General features: G+C 44.7%; 16 protein-coding genes. 9 read left to right on the top strand and 7 right to left on the bottom strand.

Going from position 1 to position 16,434, the window contains the following annotated elements; all coding sequences use genetic code 11:
* The first annotated feature begins 5 nt into the window (after positions 1-5).
* Complete coding sequence (locus ACTS60_RS10260) at positions 6-3,062, top strand: AAA family ATPase (RefSeq protein WP_440888136.1); 3,057 nt, start codon at positions 6-8, stop codon at positions 3,060-3,062.
* 101 nt (positions 3,063-3,163) lie between these two features.
* Here ACTS60_RS10260 and ACTS60_RS10265 read toward each other — a convergent pair whose 3' ends face one another.
* Complete coding sequence (locus ACTS60_RS10265) at positions 3,164-3,544, bottom strand: cystatin domain-containing protein (protein WP_440888137.1); 381 nt, start codon at positions 3,542-3,544, stop codon at positions 3,164-3,166.
* A gap of 374 nt (positions 3,545-3,918) precedes the next feature.
* On the opposite strand from ACTS60_RS10265, the gene ACTS60_RS10270 reads away from it, so the two are divergent.
* From ACTS60_RS10270 to ACTS60_RS10300, 7 genes are all read left to right on the top strand, one after another.
* A complete protein-coding gene (locus ACTS60_RS10270; protein ID WP_440888138.1) occupies positions 3,919-5,604 on the top strand; it encodes an immunoglobulin-like domain-containing protein in 1,686 nt (561 codons plus the stop codon).
* A gap of 467 nt (positions 5,605-6,071) precedes the next feature.
* On the top strand, positions 6,072-6,614 hold the full coding sequence (locus ACTS60_RS10275; RefSeq protein WP_440888139.1) for an adenylate kinase: 543 nt from the start codon (positions 6,072-6,074) through the stop codon (positions 6,612-6,614).
* A gap of 116 nt (positions 6,615-6,730) precedes the next feature.
* The gene (locus ACTS60_RS10280; protein ID WP_440888296.1) at positions 6,731-6,976 is read left to right on the top strand and encodes a hypothetical protein; all 246 of its coding nucleotides are present in this window, start codon (positions 6,731-6,733) and stop codon (positions 6,974-6,976) included.
* A 70-nt stretch (positions 6,977-7,046) separates the two neighbouring features.
* Positions 7,047-7,700: an amino-acid racemase gene (locus ACTS60_RS10285; protein WP_440888140.1), complete on the top strand. Its 654-nt coding sequence runs from the start codon at positions 7,047-7,049 to the stop codon at positions 7,698-7,700.
* The gene (locus ACTS60_RS10290) at positions 7,687-8,115 is read left to right on the top strand and encodes a hypothetical protein (protein ID WP_182025175.1); all 429 of its coding nucleotides are present in this window, start codon (positions 7,687-7,689) and stop codon (positions 8,113-8,115) included. The genes ACTS60_RS10285 and ACTS60_RS10290 overlap by 14 nt, the downstream gene beginning before the upstream one ends.
* 27 nt (positions 8,116-8,142) lie before the next feature.
* On the top strand, positions 8,143-8,670 hold the full coding sequence (locus ACTS60_RS10295; protein ID WP_440888141.1) for a histidine phosphatase family protein: 528 nt from the start codon (positions 8,143-8,145) through the stop codon (positions 8,668-8,670).
* Between the two features lie 56 nt (positions 8,671-8,726).
* Entirely contained in the window at positions 8,727-9,248 is a 522-nt protein-coding gene (locus ACTS60_RS10300; RefSeq protein WP_005444070.1) for a lipocalin family protein, read from the top strand.
* A 17-nt stretch (positions 9,249-9,265) separates the two neighbouring features.
* Here ACTS60_RS10300 and ACTS60_RS10305 read toward each other — a convergent pair whose 3' ends face one another.
* Entirely contained in the window at positions 9,266-10,045 is a 780-nt protein-coding gene (locus ACTS60_RS10305) for an AraC family transcriptional regulator (protein ID WP_440888142.1), read from the bottom strand.
* A 136-nt stretch (positions 10,046-10,181) separates the two neighbouring features.
* On the opposite strand from ACTS60_RS10305, the gene ACTS60_RS10310 reads away from it, so the two are divergent.
* Positions 10,182-11,303 carry a multidrug effflux MFS transporter gene (locus tag ACTS60_RS10310; RefSeq protein WP_440888143.1) on the top strand — a complete coding sequence of 374 codons (1,122 nt, stop codon included), beginning with the start codon at positions 10,182-10,184 and terminating at the stop codon, positions 11,301-11,303.
* Between the two features lie 113 nt (positions 11,304-11,416).
* Here the strand turns inward: ACTS60_RS10310 and ACTS60_RS10315 are convergent, their stop codons facing one another.
* The 5 genes from ACTS60_RS10315 to ACTS60_RS10335 form a co-directional block, all read right to left on the bottom strand.
* Complete coding sequence (locus ACTS60_RS10315) at positions 11,417-12,412, bottom strand: succinylglutamate desuccinylase/aspartoacylase family protein (RefSeq protein ID WP_440888144.1); 996 nt, start codon at positions 12,410-12,412, stop codon at positions 11,417-11,419.
* 146 nt (positions 12,413-12,558) lie between these two features.
* Positions 12,559-14,091: a putative basic amino acid antiporter YfcC gene (gene yfcC, locus ACTS60_RS10320; protein WP_080992052.1), complete on the bottom strand. Its 1,533-nt coding sequence runs from the start codon at positions 14,089-14,091 to the stop codon at positions 12,559-12,561.
* A 218-nt stretch (positions 14,092-14,309) separates the two neighbouring features.
* Positions 14,310-14,636: a c-type cytochrome gene (locus ACTS60_RS10325; RefSeq protein ID WP_440888145.1), complete on the bottom strand. Its 327-nt coding sequence runs from the start codon at positions 14,634-14,636 to the stop codon at positions 14,310-14,312.
* An 81-nt stretch (positions 14,637-14,717) separates the two neighbouring features.
* Complete coding sequence (gene ltaE / locus ACTS60_RS10330) at positions 14,718-15,722, bottom strand: low-specificity L-threonine aldolase (RefSeq protein ID WP_440888146.1); 1,005 nt, start codon at positions 15,720-15,722, stop codon at positions 14,718-14,720.
* 24 nt (positions 15,723-15,746) lie between these two features.
* Positions 15,747-16,262 (bottom strand): NUDIX hydrolase, encoded by a 516-nt coding sequence (locus ACTS60_RS10335; protein WP_440888147.1) that lies wholly within the window; start codon positions 16,260-16,262, stop codon positions 15,747-15,749.
* Between the last annotated feature and the right edge of the window lie 172 nt (positions 16,263-16,434).

The following is a 16,434-nucleotide window of genomic DNA, read 5'->3' on the forward strand; positions in this document are numbered from 1 at the left end:
CAAACATGAAACCCATTAAACTGACAATGCAGGCTTTTGGTCCGTTTGCTCAAACAGAAACGATTGAATTCGACAAGCTGGGAACTAACCCTCTGTTTCTTATCAACGGTCCTACTGGTTCGGGTAAAACCTCGATTCTCGATGCGATTTGTTTTGCGCTTTATGGTGAAACAACAGGTAACGAGCGCCAAGGCATTCAAATGCGTTGCGATATGGCAGCGCCAACGTTATTGACTGAAGTGACGCTTGAGTTCTCTTTGCACGGCAAGTCTTATCGAGTGATTCGCTCACCAGAACAAGAAGCACCAAAAGCGCGTGGTGAGGGCATGACGGTGCGTAAGCATACCGCAGCATTGTATGAGATTACGAACGAAGAAAAGCTCATCACCAGCAAAACAACGCAAGTAAAGACAGAAGTGGCTGACATTATAGGCTTGAACGAAACTCAGTTCCGCCAAGTGATGGTGCTGCCACAAGGTAAGTTTCGAGAGTTGTTACTTGCGACGTCCAAAGAGCGTGAAGAGATATTTGGTCAGCTATTCCAAACGGATATCTACAAGAAGATTGAATATGCGCTGAAAGACAAAGCGAGTGCCATTAGCAAAGCCAAAGACGAGTTTGATAACCAAATTCGAGGCGCACTGCAGGTGGCTGGTGTTTCTTCCGAAGCGGAGTTAACAGAGGAGCGTGAAGCGTTATCTGTTCAATTTGAAACCGTGCAAAAGCAAGAGCAAGAATCACTGGCTCAATTAAATGCGGTAAAAACGGAACTGCAGAAAGCAGAAGCGCTGAGCAATGAGTTTAAAAAGCGCGAGCAAGCCGAAATTGCATTGAAGCAACATTTGGAACAGAGCGATGCTTTCTCATCACGTCAATTGCAGTTAGACAATGCGAAGAAGGCAAGCAAGGTTGAGTTGCCCTATGTCACGTTACAAAATGCCTCAAAGCAGATGCAAGAGCTTGAGCAAAAGGTGGCTAAGCTTTCTCAAGATCTTAATGTGGCAAATGACGCGGTAAAGTCCAAAGAAGGCACATTGCAAACCGCGCAAGAACAAGCCGCACAATTGCCAAAACTGACAGAGCAGCAATACCAACTTGAAGGCATGAAAGGAAAGTTGGTTGAAAAGTCAGAGCTAGAGAAAGCCATTAACGCAGGTTTGACGCAAAAGTCAGAGTTTGAGGCAACGCTTAAGAAATATATCGCTCTGAAAGAGAAGTTAACGCTAGAGGCGCAACAAGGTCAGAAGTCACTGGATCAAGCTCGAGTCGATGTTGCAAGTATTGGCAGTGTAGAGGCTGAGATAAAACAGCAACAACGTTTGATGCAAGACCTACAGAAGCTCACGGGCTTAAACCAAGAGCTAGCGAAATTGGAGGCATTGACGCCTAGCAAACAAGCTTCGGTTGACCAAGCAAAAGCGCGATATGTAGAACTTCAACGCTCAGCAGATACACTTGAATTGAGCTGGCACAATGCTCAAGCCGCTGTATTGGCTCTGCGCTTACAAGCCGGTGAAATGTGTCCGGTGTGCGGTAGTGTAGACCACCCTCAACCCGCTCAATTTGTTGGTGAAGAGGTAACAAAAGAGCAAGTTCAGCGTGCTCGAAACACGGAGCGAGAAGGGCAAGTTGTACTTAACCAATTGAACAATCAGTTGGAGCAGCACAATATCGCAGTCGGACAATACAAGCAGCAGATTGAGCAACTATCCGTTGAACTTGGCCAAAACGCATCAATGGATTTAAGCGCGTTACAAGCGTCTATGCAGCAGCTCAGTGAACGTTTACAGCAATTGTCATCGATTAACTTGGTTCAGCTGGAACAAAGCGTCAATGAGTTAAACCAGCGTTGTGTTACTGGGGAAGGTAAGATCAATGATCTGCAAAATCAGATGGCAGCGAATGAATCGACGATAAAAGTGAACCAAGAGCAACTGGCTAAACTCTTAGCTTCGTTAGATGCTAAGTATTCTTCTCTTGAAGTTCTTGAGCAAGACATTGTTGCGATTCAAAAGCAGGTTATGGATTTGAATACTTCATTAGAGACTGCACAAAATCATTTACAACGAACCGTGCTGGAGAAGACCAATATTGAAAGCCAACTGATAACCCATCAACAGTGGTTGAATGAGGCGCTCGATCGTTTGAACACAGCCAAAGTTGACTGGGAGCTGGCTTTGCAGGCGAGCGCATTCGAGGATGAAGCGCAATTCCTAGCATGTAAAGTTGATGAAGCCGAGATGCAGGTTTGGCAGAAAGAAATTGATGCGTTCAAACAGAGTCAAATCAAGCTAGAGCAAACCTTAGCAGACTTGAGTTCAGAGTTGAAAGACTTGGCATTGCCTGATTTAGAAAAGCTTAACGTTAAACTAAACAGTGTTCAGCAAAGTTACGTTGAAGCGCGCAATCAGCTTGATAGCACGCGCTCTTTGTATGAACGTTTAGAGAAAGTCCGCAATGACATCGCGACGTTACATGACAAAAACACTAAGTTAGAAGACGAATATAAAGTGTTTGGTACTTTGTATGACGTTGCTAGCGGTAAAACGGGTAGCCGAATCAGTCTGCACCGATTTGTCCTTGGTGTGTTACTAGACGACGTGTTGATTCAAGCGTCACAGCGTTTAAGTCTGATGAGTAAAGGTCGTTATATCTTGGCTCGTAAAACCGAAGGCTTTAAAGGTGCGGCAGGGCGAGGCTTGGATTTGGTGGTTGAGGATAGCTACACAGGTAAAACGCGCGATGTCGCGACATTATCAGGTGGTGAATCTTTCATGGCAGCGTTGGCATTAGCGCTTGGTCTATCTGATGTTGTGCAGTCTTACAGTGGCGGCATTCGCTTGGATACGCTGTTTATTGATGAAGGTTTTGGCAGTTTAGATCCGGAATCTTTGGATCTTGCGATTCAAACCTTGGTAGACTTGCAGCAAACGGGGCGTATGATTGGCGTGATTTCTCACGTATCTGAGCTGAAAGAGCAGATGGCGCAGCGTATTGATGTTGAACCATCACGACTTGGTTCTACCGTTTCTGTGAAGTCTCAGATGGCATTTGATTCTTAATCGGTAAAGGTAAACGGTACCGATAAACATTGATAAACAAAAAGCCCCGCTAGATTACAGTGTAAAGTAGCGGGGCTTTTTGGTCCTCAGTCTCGAAGCATTTATTGTTCGCAGAAGCGACCTTCTTTCGGTGATTGCGTAATCGCATATTCACCATCAAGGTTGCGGTAAACAACCGTGTTCCAAACTGAGCCGTCATTCAATTCAAACTCTATCGCGTAGTTCACACCACTTACAATTTGTGCATGAACGGACAAGATCTGTTTAAACGAAGCGAGAGTTTCCATTTTATTTAGGACAAAGGCCATAGCCTTTTGAGCGTCTGGGGTAGCATCGAATTTGTTCCACCCACCTGGCATATTTCCTTGTGTATCACATACATCTGCCGAGGTTGTTGGCTGTGTCGCTTCATCTTGAGATTTTTGCTGACATCCGACAAGCAAAACCAAGATTACGCAAGCTGACACTGTTTTTAATTTCATAAAAATAACCTCTATTTATGTAAGCCCGCATTATATAGGTTGGCATTCCAGCCCAATGTCTACGTTGTGCAAACTTTTATATGAACAGGGTTAAATCCTGATTAAATCGTTGCGAGTGACCTCAAAATAATAGATTTTGGTTAACTTTTTGCGTGATTTTGATAGTAAGTCACGCTTGAGAGCGAACGCTAATTTTCTATTCATTTTGCGTCGTGAATTAAGATCACAATTATAAAATAGACATGGAAAACAAAACTTTGCACGTGTATCTGTTTTCTCAATACGGCCATATAATCCAATAAAAATTCATTAGGCACCAATAGAAAGTGCTGAATGATTGTTGTGATGAAGCAAAATGGATGAGAGGTAACACGATGAAGCAAAAAGCGCTATATCTAGCAGTAGCATTGGGTTTGAGTGGTCTTTCAAACGTAGCATCCGCTAATGAAATGGTGAATCCAGATGGTGGTGTCGTAGTCGGTTATTGGCATAACTGGTGCGATGGGGCTGGTTACAAGGGCGGCAATGCACCGTGTGTGACGCTGGATGAAGTTGATCCTATGTACAATGTGGTTAACGTCTCCTTTATGAAGGTGTTCAATACCAGCGAAGGCCGCATTCCAACTTTTAAGCTCGATCCAAATATTGGTCTTTCAGAACAACAATTTATTGATCAAATTGGCGCACTAAACCAACAAGGACGCGCCGTTCTTATTGCGCTTGGTGGTGCAGATGCGCACGTCGAGCTGAAAACTGGCGATGAACAAGCATTCGCTCAAGAGATCATCCGCCTGACTGATAAGTTCGGCTTTGATGGTCTAGATATCGACTTGGAGCAATCTGCAGTAACCGCGTCAGACAACCAAACAGTAATCCCAGCTGCACTTCGTCTTGTAAAAGAACACTACCAACAGCAGGGGAAAAACTTCCTAATTACGATGGCGCCTGAGTCTCCATACCTAACAGAAGGTGGCAAATACGTTCCTTATATTACGGGATTAGAAGGGTACTATGATTGGATCAACCCTCAGTTTTACAACCAAGGTGGTGATGGCATTTGGGTTGAAGGTGTGGGTTGGATTGCACAAAACAATGATGCGCTAAAACAAGAATTCATTTACTACATTTCAGACTCTCTATCGAACGGTACACGTGGTTTCCACAAAATTCGGCATGATAAATTGGTGTTTGGTATTCCATCTAACATTGATGCAGCGGCAACGGGCTTTGTACAAGACCCTCAAGATCTTTACGACGCGTTTGACCAACTTAAAGCGCAAGGGCAGGCACTTCGTGGCGTAATGACATGGTCGGTGAACTGGGATATGGGCACAGACAAGAATGGTCAGGCGTACGGTGAAAAGTTTGTGAAGGATTACGGTCCGTTCATCCATGGCCAGACTCCACCACCGCCAAGTGAAGGTGAACCGGTGTTCAGCGGCATCAGTGATGTTCGCGTGCATCACGGTAGTTCATTTGATCCGTATGCTGGTGTTACCGCGTCTGATAAAGAAGATGGAGACCTAACTAACAGCATCACTGTCGAAGGTTCAGTTGATGTGAACACCGTTGGCACATATGTTTTGGTTTACAGTGTAAAAGACAGCGACAACAATGAAACCAAGCAAAGCAGAACAGTTGTTGTTTACAGCCTAGTGCCTGAGTTTGAAGGTGTAACGGATACGACCATACAGCTTGGTGATGCATTTGACCCAATGGCAGGTGTAAAAGCCACGGATGCAGAAGACGGTGATTTGACTGATCAAGTGCGTGTAGAGGGCAGCGTAGATGTGAACGTTCTAGGCGTCTACGACTTGGTTTACCGCGTAACGGACAGTGCTAATCAAACTACGACGGCTCAACGTTCTGTAATTGTTTCTGATGGCAGCAGTTACCCTCCGTATGAATCTGGAAAAACGTATGAAGCAGGTGACATTGTCACAGGTTCAGATGGCAACTTGTATCAATGTAAACCATGGCCATACACAGGATGGTGTTCAAACCCTTCTTATGCGCCAGGTGAAACTGTTTATTGGTCAGACGCGTGGGATAAGTTGTAATTAGCCCATTAGTTTAGGTATACCCAAGTAACCTCGAGGTGCTAGGTTCAGCGAGATTGACTTGGTTTGCAGACGCGGGGCGATTTAAAGGTTTAGTGGGTCTAAATCAAGAATCGACAACAAAGTATACAAGCCAAGTCAACTCGCCCTCAGGGAGCGTGTCATTGACCCGATTACTGCGTCAAACAACTTGGAAAGAGCTGGCTATTCCGCTTCGTTGTTTTCCTTGCTTACTTTCGGTAAACAGGGAATCAATGACAACGCTCTGAATCAGCACCTTGAAGTCACTTGGGTATAGACCTCCTTAACGGGAGGCTTTTTTATGCGCGTTACTTCACACCCTATTGAACCTACACTAGAACTTTAAAGCCTAATCATTAGTATTCCGCCTCCGCATTTTCCCGGCTTACCTATAGTTGGAGTGCGTCGCTCTTTGTCAATTTGGTACGGTCACCTAGGAGGATTTAATGAAAAGGATCAATGTAGTAGGCAGCAGTGGAAGCGGTAAATCAACGTTTTCAAAGCAGCTCGCAATGAAATTAGGTGTCACGTACATAGAAATGGACAGGTTGTTCTGGCTTCCCGATTGGAAAGAACTCGATGATGAGATGTTCTTCGATAAAGTTGTGGACGTGACTCAACAAGACGCTTGGGTACTCGACGGGAACTACAGCAGAACACAACCATACAAATGGCAAAGAGTCGATACCATCATCTGGCTCGATTATTCACGTTCTATCACCACTTATCGCTCCGTAACTCGTGCGATCAAAAGGGCATGGACTCAAGAAGAGTTCTGGGAAGGAACTGGAAATAGAGAAAGTTTTAGAAAAGCGTTTTTGAGTAAGGATTCGATTATTTGGTGGTCGGTTAAGAATTACCGAAAGAATCGGAAGCGTTATTTAAAACTGAAGGAGGACTTAAAAGGTTCGCCTGTCGAGTTCATCCACATCACTTCGCCAAAAATGGCACAAGATTTTCTTGGCTCTCAAGATTTTATAAATAGATAAGTAACTTATTTAAATGAGTTTTTAATTACGGCTCGCAGTTGTCTAAATTTATAAAACTCATCATTATTCAAATGATGAATACTATTGGTTACCGTCGTATTCATTGTGGAGGTACTATGATCGGTCACGAAGAAATGGCAATATCGAGCTACCTTGGTTGGTTACTTGCGGTTATGTTGGTTTACCCCTTTGCTTATGTTGGTATTCACATCGGTATATTCGACATAAAAGTCCGTGCCAAAGTCAGCTGCTATTTCAATCGTACTGTATTAGTTCTGATTGCATTTCTGCTGATTATGCATATGCAAACGGAAGTGATTTATGGCAAGTATTTTCTCGACCTTTGGGAAGCACAACAATAACTCTGATCGCATTAATTCACATTGCCTTGTGCTAAGTTGTCGGAAGTGAACTAAAAATCGATAACTTAGCATGAAGCCATACAACCTTTATTTTCTGCATACTTCACCCGTACACATTCCACGTTTCTCTGAACTGATGACAGAGCTCGCACCTGATTTAAAAGTCGCACACTTTGCCGATACTGACTTACTGGATAGGTTGGTTGCTGGCGAGGACGAATCTAAGGTAAAACAAACTGTACAAGACAAAGTACGAGAGCTTTCTGAACAAGCAAACTTGGTGGTTTGTACCTGTTCCTCAATTGGTCGCTTTGCTGAATCACTTACAGAGCAGGACATCAATGTTCAGTGTATCGACCGCGCGATGGGTGACCAAGCTGTAACTTATGAGCGAGTGTTGTTACTTGCGGCATTATCGACAACGCTTGAACCTAGCTTAGCGTTACTTGAGACGAGTGAGGGCAATTGTATCCGTCAGTTAGATACGTTTGTGGTTGAAGGAGCTTGGGAACGGTTTCTCAACCAAGATGACCAAGGCTATTACGATAAGATCAAAGGGGTAATAGAGCAAAAGGCTCGCGATTATGACGTAATCGTCTTGGCACAAGCTTCTATGTCAGGTGCAGCGTCATTAGTTGATGTTGACATACCAGTATTAAGCAGCCCACGTTTAGGCGTAAAAAGGGCAATTGAAACCTTGAGGACATTCCATGCAAATAACTAGTTGGATTCAGCTTTGCTTACGTGAGCTTGAAGGTGCGCCTATCAAAGAACATTCCGATATCGAAGCGTCTTTTGCGGAGTCTGAACGTTTCTCAAAGTGGAAGACAAGCAAAAGAGAAATACGCTTCGAAGAAGTCAGTGATCGTTGCTGGATCAAGAGCTGCACAGGTGGCTACATCACAGAGGTGCACTTACATGCGGATGGTTCACTCGATGAATACACCTTGTTTGGACGCCTTCATACCAAAGGGCATTGGGAGCTAGAGGCTGGCGTACTTCATATCACGATCTACAAAGGTGAAAACACTTATGAACTTTCTGTTGTAGGAAACCGTGAACCTTCCATCCACTCTGCGATTGAATACAAAAATGGAGAAGTGCACTCCTATCTAAAACTGACTCCAATTTCTCAATAGCAATTTAACAAGGACGAGTACCACAATATGGATATTGTATTTGTAAGGCATGGCGTGCCAGATTTTACGTTAGCGGATGAGCGGCAGATGACCCAACTTGAAAAGGACTATGCGCCGCTCTGTCGAGAGCATTTGCCCGTGCTGCAAGAAAAACTCAATCATGTAGTATTTGACGATGCCGATATCATCATCAGCTCACCTTATACGCGTACTCTTCAAACTGCAGAAATTCTCAATCGTCATCGCGGTTTGCCTTTGTTTGTTGAGCATGACTTGAGAGAGTGGCGTGCTGACAAAGAAGGTGGCTACATTACCTTGAATGAGAGAGACCGACGTTGGCACGAATATCGAGAGCTTTTAAAAGTAGGTATTTCAATGACTGACCCCCGCTATGAACATGTTGACGAGCTAAAAACACGAGCGGAGTTAGTACTGGAGCGTTACCGTCAATATCGAAAGGTTGTTGTCGTGAGCCACTTTAATGTGTTTGAAGCACTACAAGGTTTCCAAGAGGTAGGACTGTCCTGTGGAGAATTTAGGTACATTCGTTTTTGATCGATTTCTTATCTTCTATAGTAAAATCAGACACTAAATTAATTTCAGGTTGCTGTATGAAATCTCTTAAAACACTTTTACTTTTGTCCCTTGCAACGTTGTTTGGCTGTACGTCTAAACCGGACGGCGTGGAGCCGGTCAACAACTTTGAACTTCAACCATATCTAGGCAAGTGGTATGAAATTGCACGTCTTGATCATTCCTTTGAGCGTGGTTTATCGAATGTGACGGCTGAATACGAGTTACGTGAGGATGGTGGCGTAACGGTTATCAACCGAGGCTATTCAGAAGAAGATAAAGAATGGACGCAAGCTGACGGCAAAGCGTATTTCGTCGATGGTGAAAACACAGGGCATTTGAAAGTGTCTTTCTTCGGTCCGTTTTATTCGTCTTACATCGTATTTGAGCTAGGTGAGAACTACGACTACGCGTTTATCTCTGGTTTCAATCACGACTACCTATGGCTACTGTCACGCACACCAACTGTCGATAAAGCAACGGTCGAGCGTTTCAAACAAGTAGCAAAAGAGAAAGGCTTTGCGTTGGACGAGCTAATTCTCGTAGACCAAACCAAATAACACGCGAAATGATTGCCTTATAACAACGATCTGTGCTTCATAAAACTCAGTGGTGTCTGTCCGGTTTGTTTCTTAAAGAACGCAATAAATGCGCTGTCTGATGAGAACTCCAAACAATGGGCAACATCACTGACTTGTCTTTCCTCACATAAGAGTTCAATAGCTTTAAGCAGTCGCCATTGTTGACGCCAATCTTGATAAGCCATGCCAGTCTCAGCCTTGAATAGGCGCGTAATGGTTTTACTGCTCGCGCCAACGGTTTGTGACAGTTGGTTTAACTCAGGTGCTATAAAATCACCCTTGGTCATTGCCTTACGAAACTCTGTTAAACGTCGATCAGAAGGCAAGGGCAATGAAAACTCAAACTGCTTCGCTTGGTAAAACTCTTCCCAAAACAAAGTGCTCGTAGCCTGAGTTTTTGTTTCTTCAATATCCCATTCCCATAATGCCATTTTGTCGATCAGTGCTTTTAAAAGATCGTTCACCTCAATCATCACTATTTCATCAGGGCATGTGTATTTACTGCAATCGAAATAGAGTGAACGGTAAGCCACAACGTTGGTCATGACGGCTCTGTGAGAAGTATGTGGTGGAATCCACACTGCTTTAGTTGGTGGTAAGGTACAAATAGAGTTATTGAGTGCGAACGTCATGCAGCCTTGTGGCGCATAAAGCAATTGTCCTTTCTTGTGCTCGTGCATACCGGAATCATGTTTGCCGACGTCCGCTGCAATGCCAACCACACTCGCGGCAATCGCGTCCGCATCAAATCGAGTATTATCTTCAATAATTGCCATTTGTCCGATTCTTGATGTTTTTGGTTTTAATGTTGTTAATGGGTAAAGCATAACGCCTTCTATACTGCACGCCAAGTTAAGTTCGTTACCCACTTAAGCCACGAAATATCGGCACGGGTGGGACAGAGAGGTAAAAATGAAAACGAAACCTTCTATTGGATTGATGGTGGTGATGCTGATGTTTCCGCAAATTGTGGAGACGATTTACAGCCCAGCACTTGGCAACATTGCTCAGTCGTTTGCTGTGACGTATTCCCAAGCGGCGCAAACCCTGTCTATCTATTTTTCTGCGTTTGCTATAGGCGTGGTGGTTTGGGGAATCTTGGCCGATAAGTGGGGCAGACGCCCGACCATGTTGGCAGGGTTGCTGGTTTACGGCGTATCTGCTTTGGTCGCTATGCAAACAGACAGCTTTGATGTGATGATGATAGCTCGCGCGTTCAGTGCTTTTGGTATTGCGGTTGGGTCGGTCGTGACACAAACTATGTTAAGAGACAGTTTTTCTGGTGATGAGCTAGGCAGAGTATTTAGCGTTATGGGCATGGGGATTTCCATTAGCCCGGTGGTTGGCATGCTGATCGGCGGTCAGTTAACAGCACTCGGCGGCTATGAACTTGTCTTCTTTGCTTTGTTTATCATGGCGCTTGTAATGCTGTGCTACAACGCGGTAAAGCTGCCTGAAACACAAACTCAGAAGCAGCCATTAGAGATCGGTTCTTTGCTAGGACGAATGTTGAAAGACGCTCAAATCTGGCAATCTGCATTGTTGGTTGCGCTCTACAACATTGCTTTGTTCGCGTACTACCAATTGGGCGCATTCACTTTTGAGCAGCTCGGGCTGAGTTCGGAGCAGTTCGGATACAGCGGTGTGATATTGGGCGTTGGTACCTTAATCGGCAGTTTGATGAATAAATCGTTGTTAGCAAAAGGTCGCTCACAAGCGCATCTACTTTGGATTGCATCAACACTGTTGATTATTGGTGGCTTTGGTGTGTTTCTGCTTCAAGACTCGGTTTGGTTCTTAGCACCCATGTTGTTCGTGGTTATGTCATTTGGTATCGCCATTCCAAATATACTGAGTACCGCTTTAGTTGATTACAAGCAACAAGCGGGCAGCGCAGGGGCATTGCTAGGATTAATGTACTACTTGATGATTGGTTCAGGCCTAGGCTTAGCTGGAATGATTCAAAACCTTGGATTTGTTCTTATGTTGTGTGCAGTTTTGGTTTTATTGGTGACATTGTCACGCGAAGCCTAACTGAAGAAATGTTGAAGAGACTAACAAAGAAAAGCCCTGCAAGTTATGCAGGGCTTTGTGTTATTGGTTTGAGTCTAACAGACTGAAATTAGGAACTATTAAATTCAAAGGCATTACTTAATTAGTCGAACAACCAAAGAGCCTGGTGCGCGGATCGATTCAATGTTGTGGCTCAGCACCGTGCCTTCTGTTGGCGCCGTGTAACGCTGAATCTCATCACCAAAGCTGTCGTATTGAATCGCGACCAATTGACCTTGTTCTACCTTATCCATCATATTCACTTGTGGCAGTACAAAGCCACCCAATTCAGCGCGAATGCTGATGATGTCTTTGCCTTCTAGGCAAGGCGTGATCTCTGCAACTTCACCAGTCACTACGTCATGACGAGCGAGGATATTGAAGATGCCAGTCACGGTACGGTCGATCAGCTCTTGTTCTGTGTAACGACCCATGCCCACCTCGATGGTGATGCTTGGAATGCCGCTGTTGTTCCAGACGGTTTCAAGTACACCTGCGTCACCCGGATCGTTAAGAATCACGTCTGGGTTGATAAGGCGAGCCATTTCCAAAGATTGCTCAATACGGAAATCGGCAAATACGTACAGCGGGTAAGCGGCACCAGTGGTTTGAGTGTGTAAATCAATCGCCAGTTCTGCGTTCGGCTTAAGAAGGTTATTCCACAAAGCAAATAGGAAGCGGTTTGCTTCGTTGCCGTTTGCATCGCCAGGGAAGAAACGGTTTAAGTTTGCAGGAGATGCATCATGATCCGCAGAGAAGAAGTCACGGCTGTGGTTCAGCATACCAGTTAGGTTGATGGTCGGAACGACAGTTACAGAACCTGCGATGTCTTTACCAATCAGTTCACGAGCAGTCTTTTGCGCCGCTAAAACACCATTGTATTCGTCACCATGAACACCTGCTGTGATCATGATTTTCTTACCCGGTTTTTCGCCTTTGAAAACCAACACAGGCAAATGTTGCCATTGAGATAGGGCGTTGGTTGCGATACGGAACCAAAACTTATGCTCGCCTGCAGGCAAGTCTGTTACGTCAAGAGATTGAATGACTTGATGACCTTGAATTACGTCATCCAGAAATTGTGTTGCCATTAAAGTTGTCACTCCAAAACATCTTACTTCGATGCTTGTTTGCCATACGGCTTAAATTAAAAAAGGCGAGAACCTTGTCTCGCCTTATTCTTTATACCCAAGCTCCGCTTTCGCGTTTAAGTTACTTGGGGATATTGGTAATCAGTTTACGCAAAACCCATCACGTGAGCTGCGACGACGACAATGCTCGATAGGGTAAAGAGTAATAGCATAAAGCGCCAGCAGAATTTCGCCCAGTCACCCCAGTCGATACGACATACACCCAGCGTTGCCATTAGCGACGCTGAAGTAGGAACGATAACGTTAGTGAAACCGTCACCAAGTTGGAATGCTAGAACCGCAACCTGACGTGTAACGCCAGCGATGTCTGCAAGAGGAGAGAGTAGAGGCATTGTCAGCGCTGCTTGACCTGAACCTGAAGTCACGAAGAAGTTGAAGATAGATTGGAAAACATACATCAACCAAGCCGCAGCAACGTCAGGAAGACCGCTGATCACGCCACCAGCGCTGTTCAGGATCGAGTTTAGTACGCTCGCTTCATCAGTAGTACCGCCACCTAGGATAAGTAATACACCTTTCGCACAACCAACCAACAGAGCAGGAGCAAGCATGATCGCTGCACCTTCTTTAAACGCGTCAGCCGCGCAGTTTAGCGTCATGCCGTTCAGACGGAAGATCGTACCGATAATCGCAACGACAAAGCCCATTGTGAAGAATTGAGATGCGATTTCTGGGATGTACCATGCGTTAGCCACTACGCCCCAAACAACCCATACTGTAGTTGCGATAACCGTAAGGATAACTAGGGTGTCACCTAGGTTCCAACGAGAGTCATGATCACCAAGTTCTTGCTGGCGGAAGTATTTGTCAGTACGGCGGCTGTAAGAAAGCTCAGGGTTTGCTTTGATACGCGATGCGTAAATCATAGTGAAAGCAATACCAATCGCGGTAAACGCAGCCCAAAGGCCCATACGTACAGTCATACCAGACAGAACCGGAATACCAGCGATACCTTGCGCGATCGCTACCGAGAATGGGTTCATCCAAGATGTTGCGAAACCAATTTGAGTGGCAACGTAGGTTACCATTACCGTGGTAATACCATCGTAGCCAAGGCGAACCATTAATGGCGCGATAATAATTGCAAATGCAACGGCTTCTTCTCCCATACCAAATACTGCGCCGCCCAAAGAGAACAGCAAGAACAGAACTGGAATGAATAGCGCTTCGTTACCTTTAGTCTTGTCGATAAGGCGCAGGATACCGTTGTCGATTGTACCTGTGCGCATTACCACGCCGAAAGCACCACCGATAACCAGCATGAACATGATAACGCCGATCGCGCTACCCCACTTAGAGCCTGAAACCAGACCTTCGAATGGGAAGTTCATTAGACCAATGCCACCGCCTGAAGCGAACAGTCCAACTTTGTTGTAAACCAGTTCACCGTTTTCGTCGGTTGCATAAGAGAAAGAAGAAGGGTCAATAACAGTGCGTGTTTTCTCTGCACCGTCGACCATGTACGTCACCTGTTGGCTATCAAAATGACCAGCAGGAATTAAATAGGTAAGAATCGCAGCAAGAATACCAACAATGAAGATCAAAATGAGGGTATCAGGCATCTGCCATGATTTAGGGGTTGCCGCCGATTCCGATGGCTGAGCGTGTGTGTGGGACATAATCTATTTCACGTCGAATTATAGAAAGCATGAAATATCGATAAATTAGAATAAAAAGTCAATATTAACTGAGTTGTTGAACTATAAACTCATCAATAATTTGATCTGGAGAGGGTTGTATTATTAGCTGATGATTTGTTAGTTAATTGTTTTGGTAAGATGTTGTGTGATTGAAAACGACGTTGGGGTTTGTAGTGATGAACAAACCCCATAATTATTCACTTTTCTGCATGAGGAAGTTGTTCTGAATAAAACGCAGCAACATCGCGTAAATCTTCATCATTCAACATGCGCAATTGGGCTGCCATCATCTCTGCCAAAGGGCCTAAACGAAGCCCGTCTTGATAGGCTTTCATTGAATCAAAAAGATACTTCGCATTTTGTCCGGCAAGATTTGGGTACGCTTCGTTGTTGGTCATGCCGTTAGCACCATGGCAATACACGCAGCTTGGAGACTTTATTTTGCCTTTTTCAGCATCACCAAAAGGTTTTGCCATAACAGAAGAAGAGATAAGAAGAGACGTTAGAAGTAAGTATCTAAGCATGGATGATTCTCGAATCTAGAATATTGGTTTCTAGATAGAATAAAGCTTCCCCTTAGGGGAAGCTCAATGATCAAAATCAAGTTAAAGCATAGATTTAAGGCTAGTTAGGAAAGTAACGATGTCTTGCGCCGAAATATCTTTGTGCGTCACGAAGCGGATAGGATTTCCTGGAGTAATCGTGATGCCTTGTTCCTTCATTTTCTCTGCAATGCCGGTGATGTCCACTTGTGGTTCAAGCTTGGCAAAGACGATGTTAGTTTGAACAAATTCTGGATTCACTGAAAAGCCTGATAGTTCCGCTAAGCCTTCCGCCAAGGTTTTTGCATTAATATGGTCTTGTTTCAGCTGTTCTACTTGTTCAGTCAGCGCCAGTTTACCAGCTGCTGCAAGAATACCAGCTTGACGCATACCACCACCGACCATCTTTCTTAAGCGGCGCGCTTTAGCGATATATTCTTTGTTGCCAAGCAATAATGAGCCAACAGGAGCAGCAAGGCCTTTCGACAAACAGATCGTCATTGAATCAAAGTACTGACCAATCTCTTTAACCGGAACATCAAGCGCAACGGCTGCGTTGAATACACGAGCACCATCTAGGTGCATCTGCAAGTTATGTTTGTTTACGAACTCACGCGCTTCAGCTAGGTAGGAAAGGGGAATGACTTTTCCGTTGATGGTGTTCTCTAAACTTAATAGGCGTGTACGTGCAAAGTGTGCATCGTCTGGTTTGATAGCCGCTTCCAGTTTATCGAACGGTAGGGTGCCGTCTGGGTTGTTTTCAATCGGCTGAGGCTGAATCGAACCCAGTACCGCAGCGCCGCCAGCTTCGTACTTGTAGTTGTGCGCTTGCTGTCCACATAGGTATTCGTCACCGCGTTCACAGTGCGCCATTAAGCCAAGTAGGTTTGCTTGAGTACCAGACGTTGTGAACAACGCCGCTTCAAAGCCCGCAAGCTCCGCGGCAAATTGCTCTAACTCGTTAACGGTAGGGTCATCACCGTACACATCATCGCCGACAGGAGCGGTAAACATTGCTTCACGCATAGCTTGGGTAGGTTGCGTAACGGTATCTGATCGAAAGTCCATAATTCTCTCCTCGGTCGAAAAGACCTAAATATAACCGCAAAGACGAGCTTTGCTTAGGCAAGCGATAGTTTTGGTATCAGTAATCATGCCTTGAATAATTTGTTGTTCGAGTTGTTTTCGTGACAATGTCACTACTTCAATCACCTCGTCGTCGTCACATTCGTATCGATTGGTTTTATTCAGTTGCTCAGCAACAAACAAGTACTGGATTTCATCACAGAAACCAGCAAGAGGTGTAACTTGACCAAGCGATGTGAACTTTTCGGCGCTGTATCCTGTTTCTTCTTCTAGCTCTCTTTGAGCGCAATGCAAAGGATCCTCATCACCTTCACGTGTACCGGCAGGTAGTTCAAGTAGCCACTTGTTCAAAGAGGGGCGGAACTGATTAACAAGAACAATTTTGCCGTCAGAAGTGATCGGTAAGATAACGGCAGCACCGGGGTGTTGGATAGTGGTATGTGTAATCATCCGACCTGTTGGGAGTTTAACTTCTTCTTCAACTAATGAAATTTGCTTCCATGTATGAATTGTTTTGCTCATGTCGTTTATGGCTCTGCTTTGAAGACGAACTCTCCGAGAGTAGAGAGTGTTTTGGAACATTAACCATATTTGACGTGAAACTAAAGCAGAAAATGGAATATAGATACGAAAGCGATTGCATTTTCAGTGAGTTACCTCCCATAAATGGAAACTTTGTTTGCTCGCGCGCGCG

Origin of the sequence: Vibrio sp. WZ-1, from assembly GCF_052037695.1 — a bacterium.
GTDB lineage: Bacteria > Pseudomonadota > Gammaproteobacteria > Enterobacterales > Vibrionaceae > Vibrio.

What these genes read in the sequence shown, in the direction of transcription:
- ACTS60_RS10325 (WP_440888145.1), bottom strand. Translation starts at nt 14,636, where the DNA reads ATGCTTAGATACTTACTTCTAACGTCTCTTCTTATCTCTTCTTCTGTT.
- ACTS60_RS10305 (WP_440888142.1), bottom strand. Translation starts at nt 10,045, where the DNA reads ATGGCAATTATTGAAGATAATACTCGATTTGATGCGGACGCGATTGCC.
- ACTS60_RS10275 (WP_440888139.1), top strand. Translation starts at nt 6,072, where the DNA reads ATGAAAAGGATCAATGTAGTAGGCAGCAGTGGAAGCGGTAAATCAACG.
- ACTS60_RS10280 (WP_440888296.1), top strand. Translation starts at nt 6,731, where the DNA reads ATGATCGGTCACGAAGAAATGGCAATATCGAGCTACCTTGGTTGGTTA.
- ACTS60_RS10315 (WP_440888144.1), bottom strand. Translation starts at nt 12,412, where the DNA reads ATGGCAACACAATTTCTGGATGACGTAATTCAAGGTCATCAAGTCATT.
- ACTS60_RS10265 (WP_440888137.1), bottom strand. Translation starts at nt 3,544, where the DNA reads ATGAAATTAAAAACAGTGTCAGCTTGCGTAATCTTGGTTTTGCTTGTC.
- ACTS60_RS10335 (WP_440888147.1), bottom strand. Translation starts at nt 16,262, where the DNA reads ATGAGCAAAACAATTCATACATGGAAGCAAATTTCATTAGTTGAAGAA.
- ACTS60_RS10300 (WP_005444070.1), top strand. Translation starts at nt 8,727, where the DNA reads ATGAAATCTCTTAAAACACTTTTACTTTTGTCCCTTGCAACGTTGTTT.
- ACTS60_RS10290 (WP_182025175.1), top strand. Translation starts at nt 7,687, where the DNA reads ATGCAAATAACTAGTTGGATTCAGCTTTGCTTACGTGAGCTTGAAGGT.
- yfcC (WP_080992052.1), bottom strand. Translation starts at nt 14,091, where the DNA reads ATGTCCCACACACACGCTCAGCCATCGGAATCGGCGGCAACCCCTAAA.
- ACTS60_RS10260 (WP_440888136.1), top strand. Translation starts at nt 6, where the DNA reads ATGAAACCCATTAAACTGACAATGCAGGCTTTTGGTCCGTTTGCTCAA.
- ACTS60_RS10270 (WP_440888138.1), top strand. Translation starts at nt 3,919, where the DNA reads ATGAAGCAAAAAGCGCTATATCTAGCAGTAGCATTGGGTTTGAGTGGT.
- ACTS60_RS10295 (WP_440888141.1), top strand. Translation starts at nt 8,143, where the DNA reads ATGGATATTGTATTTGTAAGGCATGGCGTGCCAGATTTTACGTTAGCG.
- ACTS60_RS10285 (WP_440888140.1), top strand. Translation starts at nt 7,047, where the DNA reads ATGAAGCCATACAACCTTTATTTTCTGCATACTTCACCCGTACACATT.
- ACTS60_RS10310 (WP_440888143.1), top strand. Translation starts at nt 10,182, where the DNA reads ATGAAAACGAAACCTTCTATTGGATTGATGGTGGTGATGCTGATGTTT.
- ltaE (WP_440888146.1), bottom strand. Translation starts at nt 15,722, where the DNA reads ATGGACTTTCGATCAGATACCGTTACGCAACCTACCCAAGCTATGCGT.